This is a genomic window from Ruegeria sp. BHSB058 (assembly GCF_059613285.1).
On record NZ_JBXWSF010000009.1, the window covers coordinates 1 to 21,089 of the forward strand.

Consider the following 21,089-nt stretch of genomic DNA (forward strand, 5'->3'; position numbering starts at 1 on the left):
CGGAGGAATCTGTGCCCCTCTCGGCCGTGGGCAAAGTATGAATTAAACGGTCGCGTGGATCAATCATACGTTGCGAAAAAGTGATTACTCGATCCGGAAACGATACATTCCCACCATCCCCCGTAGGCCGGGCTTCAGCCCGGCACCGGTCAGGACAGGAAGGGGAGCCACCTTTCAATCGCCTTGATTAACGCTTCGATTTTTTCCGGATACGTTGCAGCATACCCCGCTCCGGTCGCCGGAATACCCCACTTGATCAAAGTATCGACCGCAAGATCGCCTTTGCCTGCGCACCATTTGAGAAAGCTTGCCAACCCAGATTTAAACTTAGCAAGAATTGCTTCAATCCACTCGCGAGCAGGGCTTTCCTCTTCCAAAGCCGTCGAGAGTTCTTCGGTGGCTTCCCAGATCAAGGTTATCACGCCGGACAAACGTTCATCTTCGATGCTCTCAGGAGGGTTGTTGCCTCCGATACCGTGGCGCGCAGACGTTCGAACCGTCAGGTTGTCTTTCATGTCCGATAAGGCTTTCTCGACGTCCCACCGCGCCTGAATTTGTTCGATTTCGCCAGCGACAGCTTCGGGACCGGCCTCCCAAACGGCATCGTCGATCAGCGCAACACGGCGCTGCAAGTCCCAGTCGAGGGGTTTGCCATCAAGGAAACCGGCGTACCAGTTCTGAAACCAGTCGCTCCCGATTTCACGTGCGACAATGTCGAAGAAAAATGCTGCGCGTTTGGACGCATGAGGGCTTTCCAACAACCACAGTTTCAGAAGGAAAGGACTGTTTGCGTTGAAATCGTCGTTGAGCGCGTGATGCAGGTATTCTGTGGCCAGATTGCGAAGATCACCATCGGCATTGGCCGCGCCGCGAAAGTAGTTGTTCAATCTGCTGATCGAAGCACGACAGCAAGGCTCCGGCGCGCGCTCGCCGCTCAGCGCCAAAACGGCCTCGCCAATCGCGCCGAACCGAAAATCAAACGCGCCGACCTCTTCTCTAAAGGCGCGGTCGAATTCTTCGCCACGACGCCCCAACGTCTTTGGCAAATCCTTGCCCTCATACCCCACCACGCTGACCAGAAGGCGCAGGTATGAGCAAAGAAAATCATTCAGACGCTGCACCTTGTTGTCGCCCGACAGGTGCGACGCAACCGCAGCCGCCGCAGGCACCGACCGGAGGGCATTGCGCCTCAGAACATCGCGCAGCTTGATTTCATCGGCGCTCAGCAGCCAAGTATCAATCGTTTCGTTGCTCAGGGTCGGTGCGCCGTCGTTCTCCACCTTGACCGCCTTAAAAAACCCGCTAATACGCGGACCATGACAGACCTCGCTCATATCCGCAATTTCTCCATCGTCGCGCATATCGACCATGGCAAATCCACCCTTGCCGACCGGCTCATTCAAGAGACCGGGACGGTGCAGGATCGTGACATGAAGGAACAACTGCTCGACGCCATGGATATCGAGCGCGAGCGGGGCATTACCATCAAGGCCAACACCGTCCGCATCGACTATACCGCCGACAATGGCGAGGCCTATGTGCTGAACCTGATCGACACGCCCGGCCATGTCGACTTCGCCTACGAGGTCAGCCGCTCCATGCGCGCGGTCGAAGGCTCCCTGCTGGTCGTCGACAGCACCCAGGGGGTCGAGGCGCAGACGCTGGCGAACGTCTATCAGGCCATCGACGCCGATCACGAGATCGTGCCGGTGCTCAACAAGATTGATCTGCCCGCCTCCGATTGCGACCGCGTGGCCGAACAGATCGAGGACGTGATCGGCATAGACGCATCCGGCGCCATCCGGGTCAGCGCCAAGACCGGGCAGGGCATCCACGAAACGCTGGAGGCCATCGTCGCGCATCTGCCCGCGCCCAAGGGCACGCTTGATGCGCCGCTCAAGGCGATGCTGGTGGATTCGTGGTACGACAGCTATCTCGGCGTCATCGTTCTGGTCCGCATCATGGACGGCGTGCTGAAAAAGGGCATGCGGGTCAAGTTCATGTCGAACGGCACCCTGCACCATGTCGACCGCATCGGCGTCTTCCGCCCCGCCATGCAGGTGGTCGACCAGCTTGGCCCCGGCGAAATCGGCTTTCTCACCGCCTCGATCAAACAGGTCCGCGATACCCGTGTCGGCGACACCATCACCAATGACCGCAACGGCACCGATAAGGCGCTGCCCGGCTTCAAACCGGCGCAGCCGGTGGTGTTCTGCGGCCTCTTCCCGGTGGATTCAGCCGAATTCGAAGACCTGCGCGACGCGATCGACAAGCTGGCCCTGAACGACGCCTCCTTCAGCTTCGAGATGGAAACCTCCGCCGCGCTGGGCTTCGGCTTCCGCTGCGGCTTTCTGGGCCTTCTCCACCTCGAGGTGATCCGTGACCGCATCGAACGCGAATATGATATCGAACTGATCACCACCGCGCCGTCGGTGATCTATCACGTCTTCATGAAGGACGGCGAAAAGATCGAACTGCACAACCCCGCCGACATGCCGGACCTGTCCAAGGTCGACCACCTTGAGGAACCGCGCATCAAGGCCACCATTCTGGTGCCCGACGAATTCCTCGGCGACGTGCTGAAACTCTGCCAGGACCGCCGCGGCATCCAGATGGACCTGACCTATGCGGGCCAGCGCGCCATGGTCGTCTATGACCTGCCCTTGAACGAGGTCGTCTTTGACTTCTACGACCGCCTGAAATCGGTGACCAAGGGCTATGCCAGCTTTGACTACCAGCTCACCGGCTACCGTCAGGACAATCTGGTCAAGATGTCGATCCTTGTGAATGACGAACCGGTCGATGCGCTGTCGACCATGGTTCACCGCGACCGGGCCGAGATGCGGGGCCGCGCGATGTGCGAAAAGCTCAAGGACCTGATCCCGCGCCACATGTTCAAAATCCCGATCCAGGCCGCCATCGGCGGCAAGGTCATCGCGCGCGAGACCCTGTCCGCCCTGCGCAAGGACGTGACCGCGAAATGCTACGGAGGCGACGCCACCCGGAAGCGCAAACTGCTGGACAAACAGAAGGCGGGTAAAAAGAAGATGCGCCAGTTCGGGAAGGTTGATATCCCGCAGGAGGCGTTTATTAGCGCCTTAAAAATGGACAGCTAAAGGCTGGCCATTTTTACGGCGGGTGGGCGAAAGCGGTTGGCGCAGCCAACTGCGTGCCCTACGGGCATAGTTGCTTTAGAAGTCCAACACACCTTTGCAAAAGAAAATTCATGTATATTTCCCTTTGACAACTTATAGATAGATGCTCACTTTCGACGTACATTGCATCGGAGGTTTTGGTTGTCAGATTTGCCCAAAGGTGAGCTTCAGGTTTACTCGGAGACTACCGTTCCAGCTTTTGTCGACAATTGGTCGCCTGAGAAAAAGATCAGAGAATTTCGAAAATGGGTTGAGGCGAATTTTGTTCCCGAGGAAGAAGCCCGATACGACTTCAGTGATTGGGAAAATGAAGATGAACTCGCCGATGAATGGGAGCTGCGATCAATTCCGACAAAAGACCTTCTGCATCGGGCATGGGCGCAACACATTACGGTTTCCGAGTTTGAGAATCTGCTGGAAAAACTAGATGATAGCTTTCCAGACTATTGGGTGCCGCACGAGGATCGTGTTGACGTAGATGAAGTGGAAGAAGACGAGGATGAGGAGTTCAATTTTAGTGATTTGAAGGACAGTGTGCCTCGAATTCGTTCTTATCTAAATTTGTTCGAGGAAGTTATACCTGCGGGTATGGGGCACAATCGCCCACCAAGCGATAGTGTTCTGATTGCGAAAGAACTCCGCGAACTTCGAAAACTTCTAGAGTTTGTTGAGGAGGCCGAAGTTGAAGAACTGGAAGCTTCTGAAAGCAAACTGAGCCGATTGTCTGAACTCTCAATTGCTTTGTCAAAGAAGATCTTTGCTTACATTGGTGAGGTCGGAGATTCTTTTGTCAAAGAATTTGCAAAAGTTGCTGGCGAGCAAACCGCGAAATGGACGGCGAGGGGCTTATCTGTTTGGTTTGCTGCACAAGGGTTGAAATCCTTCGGTGAGTCAATTGCTTCGCTGTTTTAGCCGTTATCCGATACCTAGTTGAAGATTAGCTGAAAACACCCGCCCGGCGGCACCGCCGGGCCGCGCCGACCCGCCCCCATGGGGCGGCGCGTTTGCGCCACCCCTCGGGTCGGCGCTGCCCTCTGTTCTGTTGAACACCCGTAGGGCGGGCTTCAGCCCGCCATCCAACCCGGGCAACAGGCGCCAATCCGATGCATTGGCAGCACATATTGGCGGGCTGAAGCCCGCCCTACGCTACCGGATCACTAATGACGCTGCGCCCGTTCGGCCCTGAAACGGTCCACTGGGCCGTTTCCAGGACGGGCCTTACCCCCATAAGCCAACCACCGCCGATCCCAAACACTCCGACCAAAGTCGGCAGAACCGCCCGCCGGAAAAGTGGTATCATTCCGACACCTTTGTGGGAGGATACCCTGATGAAACATCTGACAATCGCCGCCGCCTTCTGCCTGCTGGCCATGCCCGCCCTTGCCGGGCAATGCCCCACCGACATTGCCGCCATCAACGCCGCGCTGGATGCGGGCACCGACCTGACCGACGAGCAGATCGTACAGGTCGAGGCATGGCGCGACGAGGGGCAGCAACTGCATGACGCGGGCGATCACAGCGCCTCGGTCGAGACGCTGGCCCAGGCCAAAGAGATGCTGGGCCTCAACTGACACCGGCATCCAGGGGGCGTGCAGCATCACCCCGCCGCGCGTCCCATCAATCGGCGCCACCACCGGATCTGGTCGCGCTGCATCACCTCTCCGCCCTCCACCGGGTCCAGCCCGCCGCGCTGCAGGATGCGCCGTTCCTCGGCGCGGGTCATCTGCACCTCGCGCACCCGCAGCGCCGCCTCGCGCGCGGTGACATAGGTGCCATCCGGCCCCGGCTCCATCCCCGGAATGCCCCTGCCGCGTGACCACCAGCCACGCAGCCCGCTCAGCGGGTGCCGCCAGCCGATCTGTTCGTTGTCCGACAGGTCCCAGATGCGCTCTGCCTCGGGGATCGAAACCAGCGCCGCCAGCGCCCGCCCGCGCCGGGTCAGGATGATCACCTCGCGCGGGTCCTGGGCGCGGGTCACAAGCTGGCTCAGCTCGGCGCGGGCGCGGGAAATCGGGATGAGCATGGGCGAATCTCCTTTGTACGATTCGGACAACCGGGGGTCTGAAACTGGGACATTTCGGTAAATTCGGCCCTGCCGCGGCGTACGATCGCCTTTGCACCTGCAGAAAGACGCGATTTTCAGGCGCAGAAAAGGTGCCCCGGTTTTTCCGGTTTTAACCGCGCGTGGCAGCACCGGTTTTCAGGTTGTCCACATATTCGTACAAGTGGATATCAACACGTTATCCCCGTCTAATTTTCATGCTGCAGTGCTATTTTCTTGTCTGGCGGCAGGGCCGGTGCAACAGTTGGTCCATCGCAAGGGTTCTTAGGAACCGGAGCGGGACGCACAGGCCAAGGGGGTCGGAGTTGACGGAAGGCAGGTCTTAGGATTTGCGTTTCATCGCAAAGGCTTACCGGGAACAGGTCGGTCGCGAGGGGTCTTCGGGCTCATGGCGAAGGATCGGTTTTTCATAAGGGTTGTGCGGGTCGTGTGGGGTCCCTCGGATCTCATGCGGCGGCACTGGTCCTTCGGGATCGGGGCAAACGGTCAGGTGTACTTTTCGGAGGAAGCCAGGCCACTAAGGCGTCAGGGGTATCCGTCTGGATGCATGCGAAGACCGCGTCTGAGCACCTGACGCCTTTTCCTTTTTCAGGTCGGGATCATACAGGCCACCACTCGTAACCCATTGAAAAGAAACGGGGATCAACTGCATGAGCAGTCAATCCCCGTCGTCAGCGTCTGCTGATGCATTACCGCGTCCATGCACCTGTGATGCCATGGCTACCCGGTTTGCGGGACTGGTACAACCACATATTGCGGGCCATGCGGTTTTGGTGACCATATTTTGTTGAATGAGGCGTCAGGGCAACAGGCCGTCCGGTTGCCCGGAGCCGGGGTCAGAATTTCTTCTGAATATCCTCGGCCACATCCTCGATTGCGTCCCCGGCCTTCTGTACATCACGCCCCGCCCCCTTGGCGGTCTCGCAAGCGGCCAATGAAATAAGGGCAATGCCAACCAAAATCGCGCGGATCATGCTGCTCTCCGTTTCTTCTGTTTGCCGATCCCGTAGCACCTCTTGTACAACAAATCCAGCTTTGTCGCGCTGCCGTCACTTCTGTCGAAACAACGGCGCAAACAAAGCTGTCAAAATGAACAAAAGCGCCGCAGCACAAACAATACTAGGCCCCGCCGGAGCATCACCAAGATAAGCTGCGCCTAGCCCACCCACGGCAGCCATACCGCCGAGGAGAGCTGCGGTCATGGCCATGGCCTCTGGCGTTCTGACCAAGGGTCGTGCACCCGCCGCCGGGATGACAAGCAAAGCGGCGATCAACAAGACCCCAACGACCTTTATTGCAACAGCAACCGTCAGGGCGAGGGAAAGCGTCAGCCACAACTCCTCACGCCTTGGATTCACACCCGAAGCGCGGGCGAGGTCCGGGTTTAGCGTGGACACCAGCAGGGCCGACCAGCGCCATGCGATTCCCCCGACGATCAGCATGGCCCCGCCCCATATGGCGGCGAGGTCGGCGCGGGTTACGGCGAGAATGTCGCCGAACAGGAACGCGCTAAGGTCCAGGCGGACATCCGAAAGCACGGTCACCGCTACCATTCCCGCTGCCAGCGCGGTATGGGCCATAACTCCCAGCAACGTGTCCATCGCGTATCCGCGGCCGCGGAAAGCAGTAATTGCAAGGCCCATTGCAAGCGCCGCCACGATCACTGAGGGTAAAAGTGGTAAAGAAAAGCTGAGCGCAAGCGCGACGCCTAGGATCGCGGCATGGGCCGTTGCTTCTCCAAAATAGGCCATCCGGCGCCAGACAACGAAACAGCCCAAGGGGGCGGTCGCGACTGCGACGCCCAATCCGGCGAGAGTTGCGCGAACCATGAAATCATCGAGCATCAGTGCGTCTCATCATGCGAGTGCGGGTGGTCGTGATCATGCGAGTGGCTGTGCTCGTGCCGATAAAGTGCCATGGTTCCCTTGGTGCCACTTCCGAAAAGCGCGCGGTATTCCGGCGCGTCGGCAACCATCCGCGGAGAACCTTCGCAGCAGATATGGCCATTCAAGCACAGAACGCGGTCTGATGCGGCCATGACGACATGGAGATCATGACTGACCATCAAAATCGCGCATCCCAAATCGTGCCGAACCTGCTCGATCTGCTCATAGAACGCGGCGGAACCGGGTTGATCCAGGCCTTGTGTTGCTTCATCCAACAGCAACAGTTGCGGCCTTTCCAGCAGGGCGCGCGCCAAAAGAACACGCTGGAACTGGCCGCCGGAAAGATCTGCCATCTGGCGGTGTCGGATGTCCGAAACTCCGGCTCGTTCAAGCGCATCCAAAGCTATCGTGGACGCGATGCGCCGGGGCAGGCTCAGGAAGCGCTCTACGGTCATCGGCAGGGCCGCATCCAACGCAAGTTTTTGGGGTACATATCCGATGCGCAGCCCAGGTGCCCGGACAATGTGTCCTTGCGCCAGGGGTACCGCGCCAATCAAGGCCCTCAGAAAGGTGGATTTGCCCGACCCGTTTGGTCCCACGATGGTGACGATTTCACCCGCCGAAATTGCGACGTCGATATTGTCAAGGATCGTGCGGCCCTCCAACTCGATCCTGACGCCCTCGGCGGCAATGACCGGAGGGCTCATGCCACACCTGTTGCGCAAGTGGGGCAAAGACCCTCGGCTTCGACAACGACACGTTCGATGACAAACCCGGTCTTGTCCGCAGCGGTACCCAACCGGCCTTGTTTCAGTTCCGTTTCAGCTTCGGCTACAGCCTTGCATTCTCGGCAGATCAGAAAGGCCGGGACGTGGTCATGGGTGGGGTGGGCACAGGCGGTGTAGGCGTTCAACTGTTCGATTCGGTGGACGAAGCCGTTTTGCACAAGGAAATCCAGTGCCCGATACGCGACTGGCGGTTGCGAACCCAACCTCTCAGACGCGAGGATTTCGAGGATGTCATAAGCCCCCATCGCACGGTGCTTTTCCAGCAGGATTTCCAGTACGCGACGCCTGACGGGGGTCAGTTGTAATTTTTGTTGCCGGCATTTCGCTTCCGCTTCATGCAACGCGGTCGCAATGCAGGTGCCGTGATCGTGGTTGTGAAATCCTATGGCGGTCAAGGGGCTCTCCGTCATTTTAGTGGTTGATATGTTATAACGTCGGAACTATCAAGCTAACCTGAATGTAATAACATATCAACTGAGGCGCCATGTTTAGATTCCCGATCCTGGTGACGTTGCCCTTCTATGCCGGTTCCGTAGCGGCTGAAGTGCCGGTCGTCGCAACGGACATAGCACCGGTTCATTCTTTGGTTGCGCAGGTTATGGAAGGCGTAGGAGAGCCAAAACTGATCATCCGCCCCGGAGTATCGCCTCATGCCTATGCGCTGCGCCCGTCAGAGGCGCGTGTGCTGCAGTCGGCAGATCTGGTGATCTGGATCGGAGAGAGCCTGACGCCCTGGATGGAGAAACCATTGGCGGCACTGGCAGGTGATGCGGAGCAACTGGAATTGCTGGAAATGGATGGAACCATCCTGCACGAGCTTCGCGAGGCGCACGAAGAAGATGACGGGCATGGTCACGAAGGGATAGACCCCCATGCCTGGCTGGATCCGCGTAATGCGCAGGTTTGGGTGGACCACATCGCCAGAGCGTTGGCCGAGGCCGATCCGGAAAACGCGGAGACATATCAGCGTAACTCGGCGGTGGCCAAAAAACGGTTGATACAATTGGAGACGGATATTTCCTTGCATCTTGCCCCGATGCAGGATCGCCCATTTGTGACGTATCACGATGCTTATCAGTATTTCGAACAACGGTTCTCGCTCAACCACACCGGATCGATCACCCTCGGAGACGCCGGTTCTCCCGGCCCCGCGCACCTGGCGGAAGTTCGGGAACATGTGCAAGGAAATTCCGTGACTTGCGTATTTTCCGAGCCCCAATTTGACACACGGTTGGTGGATGCCGTGGCCGAGGAAGCTGAGGTGAGTGTGTATATCCTCGACCCGTTGGGAACAAAGCTTGAACCCGGCGTGGGGATGTATTCCGCTATTCTGAACCAGATGAAAGACAGTTTTTTTGCTTGCGCCAATGGCAACTGACTGGCTGTCAGGCGATCCGGAAACCTTCGATCAACTGCCGCAGTCCAAGCGCTGCCCCTGCGAAGATCGCGGCAAACGTGACCGGTGCGCTGAGTGACAGCACGCTGAACGCGGACATGCCTTGACCGACGGTACAGCCGATTGCCAGCACCGCTCCGATCCCCATGATTGCGGCACCGAGAATTTGCCTGCGCAACTCACGCGGATCTTCACAGGCTTCCCACCTGAAATGGCCCCGGATCATCGATCCAATCAACGCACCGGTCCAGACACCCGCCACCGATCCCACAGCAAAGGAGAGGGGGCGCAAACTGCCGGTCATGGCGAAGAGAATTGTTTCCCCAAGAGGGGCCGAGAAACTGTGTGAAACGACGGGAAGTGCCTCGAACCCGTGCTGAGCAACCCAGAAAGTTCCGGCCCAGCCGGACACAATGGCAAGCGCCACAATCAAAGACCAAAAGATGGATTTCGGGTTTTGCCGCAGCGACGGCGCCCACAGGGCGGCGATGCAAATCGCTGCACCCATCGCTAGACCGATGGTATTTGACGGCAGACCAGTCGCGTTGGCTGCGTGATGGGCAAGGCCAGGCAGGGTTTCACCAGACACCGGGATTTGGGGGAACAGGAAGTTTCGGATCGGGGCCAGTGGGCCGCTAAGTGTGACATAGGTAAATACCCCCATGACCAGCACGATAACAAAGGCGCGCAAGTCACCCCCGCCCAACCGCGCAATCGCGCCGAAACCGCAATTGCCGGACAGCGCCATGCCGTATCCGAACATCAGACCGCCGACAATGGACGCCAAAGGATTCCAACGGATAGACAGGTAGTAGCTGTTGCCAGGGTCAAAAAGACCGAGTGCGGCCAGAGCAAAACTTCCCATCACGGCGCTGCCGATGGCCAGTGCCCACATCCGCAATCGCAGGTCAGAGCCGCCATAAAGCAGGTCTTCAATGGCGCCCAGTGTGCAAAACCGCCCCAATCGGGCGGCCAGACCCAACAGAATGCCGCCGCCGAAACCGATAGCGGTGACGATTTGATGGTCGGTCAGTAACTCGAACATGGACCATCTCCCCTTGATCGCATGTGGAATTGACTTGGAGCATGCAGAAATAGCCCGGCCACCGCAAGCGGTCACAAAAGCTGGGTGCGTTGGCAGAAACCGAGTTTTTCAGTCAGTGTCTTTGCAAAAAAGGTCATAAACCGTTTCCAGCATGCGCCGGGGGCGGTCGTCAGCAAGACGGTAATAGATTGCCTTGCCATCGCGGCGCGGTACAACCAGCCCTTCAAGCCTCAAGCGCGACAATTGCTGAGAGACTGCTGCCTGACGGGCCGCGAGCAACTCTTCCAGTTCCGTGACGGATTTCTCGCCGGACACCAGATGGCACAGGATCATCAGCCGCCCCTCGTGGCTGATTGCCTTTAGAAAATTCGACGCCTTGGTCGCATTATCGACCATCTTGTCGAGTTCGTCTTCGGCCATATCGCTTGAAAACTTTGGCAGCGCCATCTTTCGAGTTCCCTACATTCCCAGTGGACGCTTCGAGCGGCTCCCCTCCGCTTCGGTCCAGTGGTCAAATTCGTTACACTTCTTGTCCAGACATTTCCAGCTACAAGTCCAATATTATTGCGAATGCGCGACCGTTCGGGCTCACCCACCTGCCAGGGATGCGATTCGGAACTCCGTGTACTCGACCAGCAACCGTTCAAGCAGCGGCCAGAAGAAATCTTCACCAGGGTATCCTTCGAGCCGCGCCAATTCGCGGCCTTGGTCGACCAACAAAAAGGTGGGGGTAAAGGACACGGGGCGATTGATCTGCAACTCATCAGTCACGGTGCGGATGTCGATACGGCGCAATGGAGCAAACTTGCCCTCGTGCGTTTTTGGATAGATCGGCGCGATTTCGGCGTCCCAACGGGCGCACCAACTACACCCTTTCCGTTCGACCATCACCAACTCAGCGGCCGCTGCGGGAAGGACCCACAGCAGAGCAAAAGCAATCGAAAGCAAGAGGCGGCGTATCAGCATGTGCAGTTGTTGACCTGATCTTTCCCATAATATAATTTGAATGTATGAATTTTGCAACCTGCCGTTTGGCCTGCCAATTGCTTGGATGGTGCAATGCTTGAAATTTCTCTGGTCGGAGCATTGACCGCAGGATTGCTCAGCTTTTTTACGCCCTGCATTCTGCCAATGGTCCCGTTTTACCTGTCCTATCTTGGTGGATTGAGCATTGCAGAGTTGCGCGGCGATGGCAGGATTGCCTCTGGCGCGCAGAAGAGGCTGCTTGTTTCTGCTCTGATGTTTGCCCTTGGCGTGACGACTATATTCATGCTGCTGGGGATGGGGGCCACTGCGCTAGGCAAGCTGTTTGGGCAGCACATCGACGCGCTGTCTTATATTGCAGCGGCGGTTCTACTGGTATTCGGCCTGCATTTTCTAGGAATAATCCGAGTTCCCTTTCTCTATCGCGAGGCAAGGCTGGAAAGCTCGGCCGAGGCGTCCACCGTGTTCGGGGCTTATCTGATGGGGCTGGCCTTTGGGTTCGGCTGGACGCCCTGCGTGGGGCCAGCACTGGCATCGATCCTGATGATTGCCTCGGGGATGGGGGATATTTGGCGCGGCGCGCTTTTGTTGTTCGTCTACGGAGCGGGCATGACGGCGCCATTTGTAATCGCTGCGTTGTTTGCCAAACCGTTTCTGGCATGGGTGCAGCGTCACCGCGCCGCGTTTGCCTGGGTCGAAAAGGCGATGGGCGCGATGCTGATCCTGTTTGCTGTGCTGATTGCAACCGGCGGGGTCAATTTGATCGCCGATGCAATGATCCGGTGGGTTCCAGGATTTGCCAGCATAGGTTGAATTAATAGGAGAGAGAAATGACAAGACTGGTTGCCGTGTTTTTTGCCGCCCTGCTTGCTGTACCCGTGTTGAGTGCTGAACTGGGTGATGACGGTCTGCATAAGGCAGACTGGATGCGGGATACATTCAAGGACCTGAGCGAGGATTTTGCCGAGGCCCAGTCCGAAGGAAAGCGCTTGCTGCTGCTGGTAGAGCAGCGCGGGTGTCTGTATTGCAAGGATATGCACGACAATACTTTCCCCGACCCGCGGGTGATGGCGATGTTGGAGGACACCTATTTCCCGGTGCAGATCAACCTGCATGGAGATACCGAAATCGTCGATGCCGATGGTGAGGTTTTGTCGGAAAAACAAGCAACCCGCCGATGGGGCGTTTTGTTCACGCCCACAATGATCTTTTTGCCAGTCGAGATGGACGCCGAACGCTCGGCAGCGGAACAGGCGGTTGCCGTTATGCCCGGGGCGTTTTCTCCGGGAACCACCCTGGATCTTTTGACCTGGGTTGCCGAGGAGCGCTATCTGGATCAGTCCGAGGAAGATTTCCAGCGCTATCACGCCCGCATGATTCGTGAACGGAACGATGGCGATACACGCTGAGGCGCGCAGGCTGAAAGAACCCCGTATTGAATCTTCAATCGAATTCACGGCTGAGGCGTGAAATAAAACAAAAAATTCATAAACATGAATTTGTTGTTGCGTTCCGTCTGTTCGGTGGCCTACGGTATGCAAAGCGAGTTTCGCCGCGCCCTGCGCGGCAGCCAAGGGGAGGACACATGAAAACTGCTTCACTGACATTGGCCGCAATTGTGGTTGCAGGCGCCGCGCTTGCAGAAACCGGCCCCAACGACGTTGCTTTCACGGAGGATGGCGCTGTCGAGGCTTCGTTGACCGGAAAGCCCGGCGACGCGTCCAACGGTGCGATGGTGGTAGGCGAAAAATCCATGGGAAATTGCGTTGCCTGCCATCAGGTTTCGGCCCTGTCCGACGTGCCTTTCCAAGGTGAAGTTGGCCCGTCGCTTGACGGCGCAGGGGATCGCTGGACCGAAGCCGAGCTTCGCGGTCTCGTCTCAAATGCGAAGATGACCTTCGAAGGAACGGTCATGCCTGCCTTCTATAAAACGGATGGCTTCGTTCGGCCCGGTGACGCCTACACGGGCAATGCGCCAGAAGGGCCGCTGCCGCCTATCTTGGCCGCGCAGGATATCGAGGATGTGGTCGCATTCCTGGCGACCTTGAAGGAAGAGTGAGGCGCGTTGCCTGTGTCTTTCAGCATGCAAAGGAGAATAACGATGGAATTCACACGTCGTGACACCTTGGGCCTTGCCCTAGGCGCAGCGGCCCTTTCGGTCCTGCCCTTCCGCGCAAATGCGGCGGCCGAGGATTTGATTGCGGAATTCACCGGAGGCGCCGAACTTGCGGATGCCGGAGTAACCCTGACCGCACCGGAAATCGCAGAGAATGGCAATACCGTTCCGATCGAGGTGTCGGCGCCGGGCGCATCGGCGATCATGGTTCTGGCTACCGGCAACCCGACACCGGGTGTCGCGACCTTCAACTTTGGGCCATTGGCCGGGTCGCAAGCGGCATCTACGCGCATCCGCCTGGCGGAAACGCAGGATGTTGTTGCAATCGCCAAACTGGCCGACGGCTCTTTCGCCAAGGCCAGCGCGACCGTGAAAGTGACCATCGGGGGGTGCGGCGGTTGATTGCCGTCCATCCGATAAACAGGAGAATTCACAATGGCATCTGGTGTTAAACCCCGCGTCAAGGTCCCGAAAAGCGCGGCTGCGGGCGAAGCAGTGACAATCAAGACTCTGATCAGCCACAAGATGGAAAGTGGTCAGCGGAAGGACAAGGAAGGCAACGTCATTCCGCGTTCGATCATCAACCGCTTCACCTGCGAGTTCAACGGGCAGCTTGTGATTGACGTTAAAATGGAACCGGCAATCTCGACCAATCCGTATTTCCAGTTCGAGGCGACCGTGCCGGAGGCAGGGGAGTTTGCCTTTACCTGGCATGACGATGACGGCTCGGTCTACGACGAGAAAAAGTCGATCGCCATCGCCTGATACAGGGCGCGAGAACAATGGCCATGCCGCACGGAACCGGCGTGGCCGACCACCCAAGGGAGGATATTGAATGAATTTCAGGGCAATGAGTGCGATTGCCGCATTGGTCGCCGCGCCGCTGGCAGCGGGTGCCGGTCCTGACGAGGACAACCTCGTTGTGAATGGCGAGATCGAGATGGTCACAAAAACTGCAGCACCGGCGCATCTTTCCGATGCAATGGATGAGATTTATTCGGGTTGGCGTTTTCGTTCGGATGAAACTCAGGCGCTTCAGATGGATGATTTTGACAATCCCGCAATGGTGTTTGTGGATCAGGCGCAGGAAGCGTGGGACACGGTCGAAGGAAGCGAAGGCAAATCCTGTGCGTCCTGTCATGGAGCTGTCGAAGAGAGCATGGCCGGTGTGCGGGCCGTGTATCCAAAGTGGAATGAAAAAGCAGGCGAAGTCCGCACTCTGGTGATGCAGGTGAATGATTGCCGCGAGAACCAGATGGGGGCAGAAAAATGGAAGTATGACGGCGGAGAAATGACCGCAATGGAAGCTCTGATTTCTGTGCAATCCCGTGGAATGCCGGTCAACGTGGCCATCGACGGCCCCGCCCGGGAAACCTGGGAGAAGGGCAAGGAAGTATACTATACGCGGTACGGCCAGCTGGAGTTGAGTTGCGCCAATTGCCACGAACAAAACTATGGCAACATGATCCGTGCCGACCACCTGAGTCAGGGGCAAATCAACGGGTTCCCGACCTATCGGTTAAAAAATGCCAAGTTGAACAATGCACACGCACGCTTCAAGGGTTGTGTGCGTGACACCCGTGCCGAGACCTTCAAACCGGGTAGCGATGAGTTCGTCGCTCTGGAGCTTTACGTTGCTTCGCGCGGCAATGGCTTGTCGGTCGAAGGTCCGTCTGTCCGTAACTGAAACCGAAAAACCCCGCGTCATTGTGCGCGGGGTTTTTCCGTATCAACAAATTCAATAAAGCGAATGCAATCAAGGTTAATAGGGAAAGTTGGTCCAGATGATCTCGCGTCGTGATTTTCTTCAGGTCTCAATGGCGGCTTCGGCCCTTGTGGGGGCGTCGGGTTTCGGCAACTGGGCCCGACTGGCGGCGCAGCAAAACCTGACGCAGGACCAGTTGTTGGAGTTCGAAACCTACGGAAACATCAGCCTGATCCATGTCACGGATATTCATGGCCAGCTGAAGCCGATATATTTCCGTGAACCCGAAATCAACCTGGGCGTTGGAGAAAACAAGGGATACGTGCCTCACATTACCGGCGCAGATTTCCGCAAGGCCTACGGGATCCTAGATGGAAGCGCGTCTGCTTATGCCCTGACGTATGATGACTTTTCGGCGCTATCCAAGGCCTATGGTCGCGTGGGTGGCATGGATCGTGTCGCTACTGTCATCAACGCCATTCGCGCCGATCGACCTGATGCTCTTCTGCTTGATGGCGGGGACACATGGCACGGCTCTTACACGTGCTACCAGACCGAGGGTCAGGACATGGTCAACGTCATGAACGCCTTAAAGCCCGATGCCATGACCTTCCATTGGGAGTTCACTTTAGGCAGCGAGCGGGTGAACGAGATTGTCGAAAGCCTGCCTTTTGCCGCACTGGGACAGAACATATTCGATGCCGAATGGGACGAACCAGCCGAGTTGTTTAAGCCCTACAAGTTCTTCGAACGTGGCGGGGCCAAGATAGCCGTAATCGGGCAGGCTTTCCCCTATATGCCCATTGCCAACCCACGCTGGATGTTTCCCGAGTATTCGTTCGGCATACGCGATGAAAACATGCAGGCCACGGTCGACGAGGTTCGCGCCGACGGCGCCGACGTGGTGGTCGTGTTGTCCCACAACGGATTTGACGTCGACAAGAAGATGGCGGGCAAGGTGCAGGGGATCGACGTGATCCTGTCAGGCCACACGCATGATGCGCTGCCCGACCCGGTGCTGGTCGAAAAGACCCATATCATCGCGAGCGGATCGAATGGCAAGTTCGTCAGCCGGGTAGACATGGATGTGCGCGATGGCCAGTTGATGGGACTGCGCCACAAACTGATTCCAGTCTTTTCAAACGTAATTGCGCCCGACCCGGCGATGACGGCGCTGATCGAAAAACAGCGCGCACCGTTTGCGGCCGATCTGGCCGAGGTGATCGGCAAGACCGACTCGCTGCTTTTCCGGCGCGGCAATTTCAACGGCACCTGGGACGATCTGATCTGCGACGCGCTGATCTCGGAACGAGAGGCCGATATCGCCATGTCCCCCGGCGTTCGTTGGGGGCCGAGCCTTGTTCCCGGCGACGATATCACCCGCGAAGATATCTGGAACGTCACCTCGATGAGTTACGGGCAGGCTTATCGGTCAGAGATGACTGGCGAGTTTATCAAGGTCATCCTCGAAGACGTGGCCGACAACATCTTCAACCCTGACCCATACTATCAGCAGGGCGGTGATATGGTGCGGATCGGTGGGATGGGGTACCGGATCGACATAAACAAATCGCAGGGCGAACGCATCAGTGAAATGACGCTACTCAAGACCGGTGAGGCGATCGATCCAGCGAAAATTTATGTCGTCGCCGGATGGGCCAGCGTCAACGAAGGCACCGAAGGTCCGATGATATGGGACGTGGTAGAGAGCCACATCCGCAAGCAGGAAACCGTCACGGTCAACCCCAAAAACTCGGTCAATGTCGTGGGTGCCTGAGCGCCCGCCAGCTCATTTACGCACCCAAGACAACAGGTGTGATGAAGTTTAAGGAGGCAAGTTTGAGATGAGTGAGAACTTCCTAAAAAACGCCCCGTCCCGCCGTCAGTTTCTTACCGGCGCTGCTGCTGCCGGGGCAGGGGCGTTTTCTGCGGGTGTGGTGCGGGCGGCAGAGCCTGACCCGCTGATCACGGAAATTCAGGAATGGGCGCGCTCGACAGGTGAAGGCGTGGATGTCACCCCATACGGATTGCCTATACAGTTTGAATCTGACGTCGTGCGCCGGAACGTGGAATGGCTGACGGCGGATACGATCAGTTCCATCAATTTCACTCCGATCCATGCTCTTGACGGCACCATAACGCCTCAAGGATGCGCGTTTGAACGCCACCATTCCGGTGCCATTGAGTTGAACAAGCAGGACTACCGGCTGATGATCAACGGTCTGGTGGATACACCACTGGTATTCACCTATGCCGACCTGGAACGGTTTCCGCGCGAAAACCACGTCTATTTCTGTGAATGTGCCGCCAATACCGGGATGGAATGGGCCGGTGCGCAACTGAATGGCGCGCAGTTCACTCATGGCATGATACACAACATGGAGTACTCCGGTGTGCCGTTGCGCACCTTGCTGGAAGAGGCCGGAGTGAAGCTGGAAGGCAAGTGGGTCTATGTCGAAGGTGCGGACGCCAGTTCGAACGGGCGGTCTATCCCGCTGGATAAGGCTATGGATGACGTATTGGTGGCGTTCAAGGCCAATGGCGAAGCGCTGCGCAAAGAACACGGCTATCCTGTCCGTCTTGTGGTTCCCGGCTGGGAAGGGAACATGTGGATCAAGTGGCTGCGCCGGGTCGAAGTGACAGAAGGTCCAGTGGAAAGTCGCGAAGAAACCTCTAAATACACCGATACTCTGGCCAATGGGATCAGCCGCAAATGGACCTGGGTGATGGACGCCAAATCCGTAGTCACGTCGCCGAGTCCGCAGGCGCCGATTACCCATGGTCCGGGGCCCTTGGTGATCACCGGATTGGCCTGGTCGGGCCGAGGCGCGATCACGGGTGTTGATGTGTCGGTTGACGGTGGCAAGAACTGGATGCCCGCTCGTTTGGCCGCGCCGGGCACCGACAAGGCGCTGACGCGGTTCTATCTCGATCATAACTGGGATGGTTCTGAAATGTTGCTGCAAGCGCGCGCCAAGGATTCTACCGGATATGTGCAACCCAGCAAGGCGCAATTGCGCGAGGTTCGGGGCGAAAACTCGATCTACCACAACAATTGCATCCAGACCTGGTGGGTCAAGGCGAATGGGGAGGCCGAGAATGTCGAAGTTTCTTAATGTTCTTGTCGGAACCGTGCTTGGCTCTGTTTGTGTCGCCGCGCCGGTATTGGCTGGGACATATGGTCTTGGCCGCCCGGCACTGCCCGAGGAAATTGCTGCCTGGGATTTGGACGTCTCGCCAGACGGTACCGGCCTGCCTGCGGGATCCGGTTCAGTGGAAGACGGCGAAATGGTATTTGCTGACAACTGCGCTATCTGCCATGGCGATTTTGCCGAAGGCGTCGACAACTGGCCCAAGCTGGCAGGCGGTGAAGGCACTCTTGCCGACAAGGACCCGCTCAAGACAGTTGGGTCCTATTGGCCCTATCTGTCGACCGCGTGGGACTATGTCCATCGGTCCATGCCATTCGGCGACGCCCAGACAATGAGCGTGGACGATACCTATGCAATAGTGGCCTACATCCTTTACTCCAACGACTTGGTCGAGGATGATTTCGTCCTGTCGAACGAGAACTTCCTTGAAGTCGAAATGCCCAATGCGAACGGGTTCATCGTCGATGATCGGGAGGAGGCCGAGGCGCATTTCTGGGACATCAAACCCTGCATGGAAAACTGCAAGGACAGCGTTGAGATCACCATGCGCGCCATGGTGCTGGATGTAACGCCTGAAGAGGAAGGTGAAGCTGTGGAAGCATCGCCGTCCGAACCGGTCGTGGATGAACCGGTTCAGGAAGCAGCCCTTGATCCGGCTTTGGTTGAACATGGTGAGAAAACATTCAAGAAATGCAAAGCCTGCCACCAGGTCGGAGAAGGTGCGCAGAACAAGGTTGGACCGGCGTTGAACGGAGTTGTCGGAGCCGCCGCTGCGAGAGCCAACGGTTTCAAGTATTCCAAGGCCCTGCAAACAGCCGCCGAGGGTGGCCTAATCTGGTCTGAGGAGGAGCTGGCGGCGTTTCTAGCCAAGCCAAAAGCTTACATGAAGGGCACCAAGATGTCCTTTGCCGGACTGAAGAAGGAAAAGGATGTCGAGGCGGTCATCGCCTATATCCAAAGCTTCGGGAACTGAACAATGCGCTGGACAGCAGTGGCATTGTTGGTCTGGGTGGTATTCAACATGCCCGCTCAGGCTGATGAAACAGCGATGGCGATCGGCGACGCGGGACGGGGCGAGCGGCTGTTCCTCCAGAAATGCGGAAGCTGCCACCAAGTGGGTGAAAACGCCGAGCAAGATGCCGAAGAAGGCACCGCCCGCACCTGAACAACGTTTTTTGATCGCATTATCGCCCAATTCGATGATTTCACTTATTCCGAAGGCAACTATCGCGCACGCCGCGATTGTATGGTTCAGGGAAAAGCATGCGTCATCGTGGTCGGCGGTGGTGCAGGTGGGGCAACCACCGCGTGTTATATCGCCAAAGATTCCACGGATGCCATAGCCGTGACCCTTTCAGGAGGCGGAACGCTGAGTTATGACCGGCCGGTCCTGTCGCCCGGGACCGGTTTCGTCGGTGGTTCTGTCGAAGGCTGGGACCTGACCGCGCAGAATATCTGTGTTCTGGGTGACGCGTGCGCGCAATGTGACATGCGCAAATCCGGGTTTTCCGTCAATTCGCAGGCTAAAGTCGCGGCCATGGCTGTTCGCGCGGCGCTTACGGGTTCAAAGCCGTTCCTGGTGAAGTTCTCGAACACCTGCTGGTCGCTAATCGATACCAATGATGGGGTCAAGGTTGGCGCGACTTATGAGGCGACCGAAGAGAAATCACAAAGGACGACGGCTTTATCAGCCAGACCGGAGAAGGGGCGGAACTGCGGCGGGCCACATACGAGGAAAGCGTTGGCTGGTACGCAGGTATCACCGCGGATATGTTTGGCTAGGTCACGAACCTACGACCACGCCTTGCGAAAGGAATGCGGCGGCGCACCGTATTTGGCGCGAAACTGTCGCGACAGGTGACTGGTATTGGCAAAACCGGTAGCTGCTGCAATTTCGGCCACCGTCATGTTAGTTTCGTTGAGGTATGTAAATGCCCGGGACAGGCGCAGATCAAGATAATAGGCCATCGGCCCCTGCTGTAGATACCGCTTGAACAACCGTTCCAACTGGCGTCTCGATATGCCGAGCCGCTCGCTCAGTTCGATGCTTGAAAGAGGATCTTCAGACTCCTTTTCCATCAACTGGATCGCCTTGAGAAGCGCAGGGTTTCGGCTGCCGATGATTACGGATTGTGCCGATCGCTGCGGTGATCGGTTTCCAGATCGCATGTGAATGCACATGTCCGCGACCATGATCGCCAGTTCCACCCCATGACGCTGTTCGATCAGGGCCAGCATCATGTCAATGGCCGAGTTTCCTCCACCACACGTGGTGATGCGCCCATCAACTTCGAATATATTCGGCGTCGGTGTCAGGTTTGGAAACGCTTCGACGAAACCGGGCTGGTTTTCCCAATGCAGAGTGAATTTCCGTCCTTCAAGCAACCCTGACTTCGCCAACGCAAATGCACCCGTGCAAATTCCGCCCAGCGACCGGCCAAACCGGTATTCCTTGCGCAGCCAATTCAGGACTGCTGGCGAGTAGCTCCGTTCCGGCTCGACCCCGGCGCAGACAAACCCCAACGCGTCAGAAGGTAGTGGTTCCAGTACTTTGTCCGGTGTAATCCGCAACCCGTTGGAACAGGTTATCGGCTCGCCGGTTTCTGTCATTGTGTGCCATGTATAAAGCTGTTTCTTGGTCAGTTGATTAGCGATGCGCAACGGTTCGATTGCTGCAGCCAAGGCAAGCATCGTGGTGCGTGGAAGCAGCAGAAAGCAGAACTTTTGCGGAGGCCCATCAAAAGCAAGTTTGAGATTGGCGGACGCTCCTTTCTGAATAAAAGGATCTCGTGACATGATT

General features: G+C 57.4%; 24 protein-coding genes and 1 pseudogene. 15 read left to right on the plus strand and 10 right to left on the minus strand.

Features of this window, described 5'->3' with window-relative positions; all coding sequences use genetic code 11:
* Window positions 1–149 precede the first annotated feature (149 nt).
* Entirely contained in the window at window positions 150–1,442 is a 1,293-nt protein-coding gene (locus tag AC2FNB_RS03765; RefSeq protein WP_496744651.1) for a hypothetical protein, read from the minus strand.
* Here AC2FNB_RS03765 and lepA point away from each other — a divergent pair.
* From lepA to AC2FNB_RS03780, 3 genes are all read left to right on the plus strand, one after another.
* On the plus strand, window positions 1,362–3,116 hold the full coding sequence (lepA, locus tag AC2FNB_RS03770; protein WP_496744649.1) for a translation elongation factor 4: 1,755 nt from the start codon (window positions 1,362–1,364) through the stop codon (window positions 3,114–3,116). The two genes, AC2FNB_RS03765 and lepA, sit on opposite strands and share 81 nt — an antisense overlap.
* Window positions 3,117–3,296: 180 nt before the next feature.
* The gene (locus AC2FNB_RS03775) at window positions 3,297–4,067 is read left to right on the plus strand and encodes a hypothetical protein (RefSeq protein ID WP_496744565.1); all 771 of its coding nucleotides are present in this window, start codon (window positions 3,297–3,299) and stop codon (window positions 4,065–4,067) included.
* Between the two features lie 416 nt (window positions 4,068–4,483).
* Window positions 4,484–4,726, plus strand: coding sequence for a PA2433 domain-containing protein (locus AC2FNB_RS03780; RefSeq protein WP_480749085.1), 243 nt, complete (start codon window positions 4,484–4,486; stop codon window positions 4,724–4,726).
* Window positions 4,727–4,752: 26 nt separating this feature from the next.
* Here AC2FNB_RS03780 and AC2FNB_RS03785 read toward each other — a convergent pair whose 3' ends face one another.
* The 5 genes from AC2FNB_RS03785 to AC2FNB_RS03805 all read right to left on the minus strand — a co-directional run bounded on the left by AC2FNB_RS03785 (window position 4,753) and on the right by AC2FNB_RS03805 (window position 8,286).
* A complete protein-coding gene (locus AC2FNB_RS03785) occupies window positions 4,753–5,178 on the minus strand; it encodes a type II toxin-antitoxin system Phd/YefM family antitoxin (protein ID WP_496744567.1) in 426 nt (141 codons plus the stop codon).
* Between the two features lie 875 nt (window positions 5,179–6,053).
* Window positions 6,054–6,191 (minus strand): entericidin A/B family lipoprotein, encoded by a 138-nt coding sequence (locus AC2FNB_RS03790; protein ID WP_480749087.1) that lies wholly within the window; start codon window positions 6,189–6,191, stop codon window positions 6,054–6,056.
* 75 nt (window positions 6,192–6,266) lie between these two features.
* Entirely contained in the window at window positions 6,267–7,061 is a 795-nt protein-coding gene (locus tag AC2FNB_RS03795; RefSeq protein WP_496744569.1) for a metal ABC transporter permease, read from the minus strand.
* Entirely contained in the window at window positions 7,061–7,810 is a 750-nt protein-coding gene (locus AC2FNB_RS03800) for an ATP-binding cassette domain-containing protein (protein ID WP_496744571.1), read from the minus strand. Before AC2FNB_RS03800 ends, AC2FNB_RS03795 begins: the two co-directional genes overlap by 1 nt.
* Window positions 7,807–8,286, minus strand: coding sequence for a Fur family transcriptional regulator (locus tag AC2FNB_RS03805; RefSeq protein ID WP_496744573.1), 480 nt, complete (start codon window positions 8,284–8,286; stop codon window positions 7,807–7,809). The genes AC2FNB_RS03800 and AC2FNB_RS03805 overlap by 4 nt, the downstream gene beginning before the upstream one ends.
* Window positions 8,287–8,375: 89 nt before the next feature.
* Between AC2FNB_RS03805 and AC2FNB_RS03810 the strand changes: the two genes are divergently transcribed.
* Window positions 8,376–9,269 (plus strand): zinc ABC transporter substrate-binding protein, encoded by an 894-nt coding sequence (locus tag AC2FNB_RS03810; protein WP_480749091.1) that lies wholly within the window; start codon window positions 8,376–8,378, stop codon window positions 9,267–9,269.
* A 7-nt stretch (window positions 9,270–9,276) separates the two neighbouring features.
* On the opposite strand, the gene AC2FNB_RS03815 is transcribed toward AC2FNB_RS03810, so the two are convergent.
* From AC2FNB_RS03815 to AC2FNB_RS03825, 3 genes are all read right to left on the minus strand, one after another.
* Window positions 9,277–10,332 (minus strand): YeeE/YedE family protein, encoded by a 1,056-nt coding sequence (locus tag AC2FNB_RS03815; protein WP_496744575.1) that lies wholly within the window; start codon window positions 10,330–10,332, stop codon window positions 9,277–9,279.
* A gap of 108 nt (window positions 10,333–10,440) precedes the next feature.
* Window positions 10,441–10,779, minus strand: coding sequence for an ArsR/SmtB family transcription factor (locus AC2FNB_RS03820; protein WP_480749093.1), 339 nt, complete (start codon window positions 10,777–10,779; stop codon window positions 10,441–10,443).
* 141 nt (window positions 10,780–10,920) lie between these two features.
* Window positions 10,921–11,298, minus strand: a complete 378-nt coding sequence (locus AC2FNB_RS03825; protein WP_496744577.1) for a hypothetical protein — start codon at window positions 11,296–11,298, stop codon at window positions 10,921–10,923.
* Window positions 11,299–11,391: 93 nt separating this feature from the next.
* Between AC2FNB_RS03825 and AC2FNB_RS03830 the strand changes: the two genes are divergently transcribed.
* The 11 genes and pseudogenes from AC2FNB_RS03830 to AC2FNB_RS03880 form a co-directional block, all read left to right on the plus strand.
* Complete coding sequence (locus AC2FNB_RS03830) at window positions 11,392–12,129, plus strand: cytochrome c biogenesis CcdA family protein (RefSeq protein WP_496744579.1); 738 nt, start codon at window positions 11,392–11,394, stop codon at window positions 12,127–12,129.
* A 17-nt stretch (window positions 12,130–12,146) separates the two neighbouring features.
* Window positions 12,147–12,725 (plus strand): thioredoxin family protein, encoded by a 579-nt coding sequence (locus AC2FNB_RS03835; RefSeq protein WP_496744581.1) that lies wholly within the window; start codon window positions 12,147–12,149, stop codon window positions 12,723–12,725.
* A gap of 176 nt (window positions 12,726–12,901) precedes the next feature.
* Window positions 12,902–13,375, plus strand: coding sequence for a sulfur oxidation c-type cytochrome SoxX (gene soxX, locus AC2FNB_RS03840; protein WP_480749097.1), 474 nt, complete (start codon window positions 12,902–12,904; stop codon window positions 13,373–13,375).
* A 42-nt stretch (window positions 13,376–13,417) separates the two neighbouring features.
* Window positions 13,418–13,834: a thiosulfate oxidation carrier protein SoxY gene (gene soxY / locus AC2FNB_RS03845; RefSeq protein ID WP_480749098.1), complete on the plus strand. Its 417-nt coding sequence runs from the start codon at window positions 13,418–13,420 to the stop codon at window positions 13,832–13,834.
* Between the two features lie 33 nt (window positions 13,835–13,867).
* Complete coding sequence (gene soxZ / locus AC2FNB_RS03850; RefSeq protein ID WP_480749099.1) at window positions 13,868–14,197, plus strand: thiosulfate oxidation carrier complex protein SoxZ; 330 nt, start codon at window positions 13,868–13,870, stop codon at window positions 14,195–14,197.
* 70 nt (window positions 14,198–14,267) lie between these two features.
* Window positions 14,268–15,119, plus strand: coding sequence for a sulfur oxidation c-type cytochrome SoxA (gene soxA, locus AC2FNB_RS03855; RefSeq protein WP_480749100.1), 852 nt, complete (start codon window positions 14,268–14,270; stop codon window positions 15,117–15,119).
* Between the two features lie 97 nt (window positions 15,120–15,216).
* On the plus strand, window positions 15,217–16,914 hold the full coding sequence (gene soxB / locus AC2FNB_RS03860) for a thiosulfohydrolase SoxB (protein ID WP_496744584.1): 1,698 nt from the start codon (window positions 15,217–15,219) through the stop codon (window positions 16,912–16,914).
* Window positions 16,915–16,981: 67 nt separating this feature from the next.
* Complete coding sequence (soxC, locus tag AC2FNB_RS03865; protein WP_496744586.1) at window positions 16,982–18,253, plus strand: sulfite dehydrogenase; 1,272 nt, start codon at window positions 16,982–16,984, stop codon at window positions 18,251–18,253.
* The gene (locus tag AC2FNB_RS03870; RefSeq protein ID WP_496744588.1) at window positions 18,237–19,262 is read left to right on the plus strand and encodes a c-type cytochrome; all 1,026 of its coding nucleotides are present in this window, start codon (window positions 18,237–18,239) and stop codon (window positions 19,260–19,262) included. The genes soxC and AC2FNB_RS03870 overlap by 17 nt, the downstream gene beginning before the upstream one ends.
* Window positions 19,263–19,265: 3 nt before the next feature.
* The gene (locus AC2FNB_RS03875) at window positions 19,266–19,454 is read left to right on the plus strand and encodes a hypothetical protein (RefSeq protein WP_496744589.1); all 189 of its coding nucleotides are present in this window, start codon (window positions 19,266–19,268) and stop codon (window positions 19,452–19,454) included.
* 285 nt (window positions 19,455–19,739) lie between these two features.
* A pseudogene (locus AC2FNB_RS03880) lies at window positions 19,740–20,071 on the plus strand (FCSD flavin-binding domain-containing protein); the annotation flags it as partial.
* 9 nt (window positions 20,072–20,080) lie between these two features.
* Here AC2FNB_RS03880 and AC2FNB_RS03885 read toward each other — a convergent pair.
* Window positions 20,081–21,085: a GlxA family transcriptional regulator gene (locus tag AC2FNB_RS03885; RefSeq protein ID WP_496744591.1), complete on the minus strand. Its 1,005-nt coding sequence runs from the start codon at window positions 21,083–21,085 to the stop codon at window positions 20,081–20,083.
* Window positions 21,086–21,089: the final 4 nt, after the last annotated feature.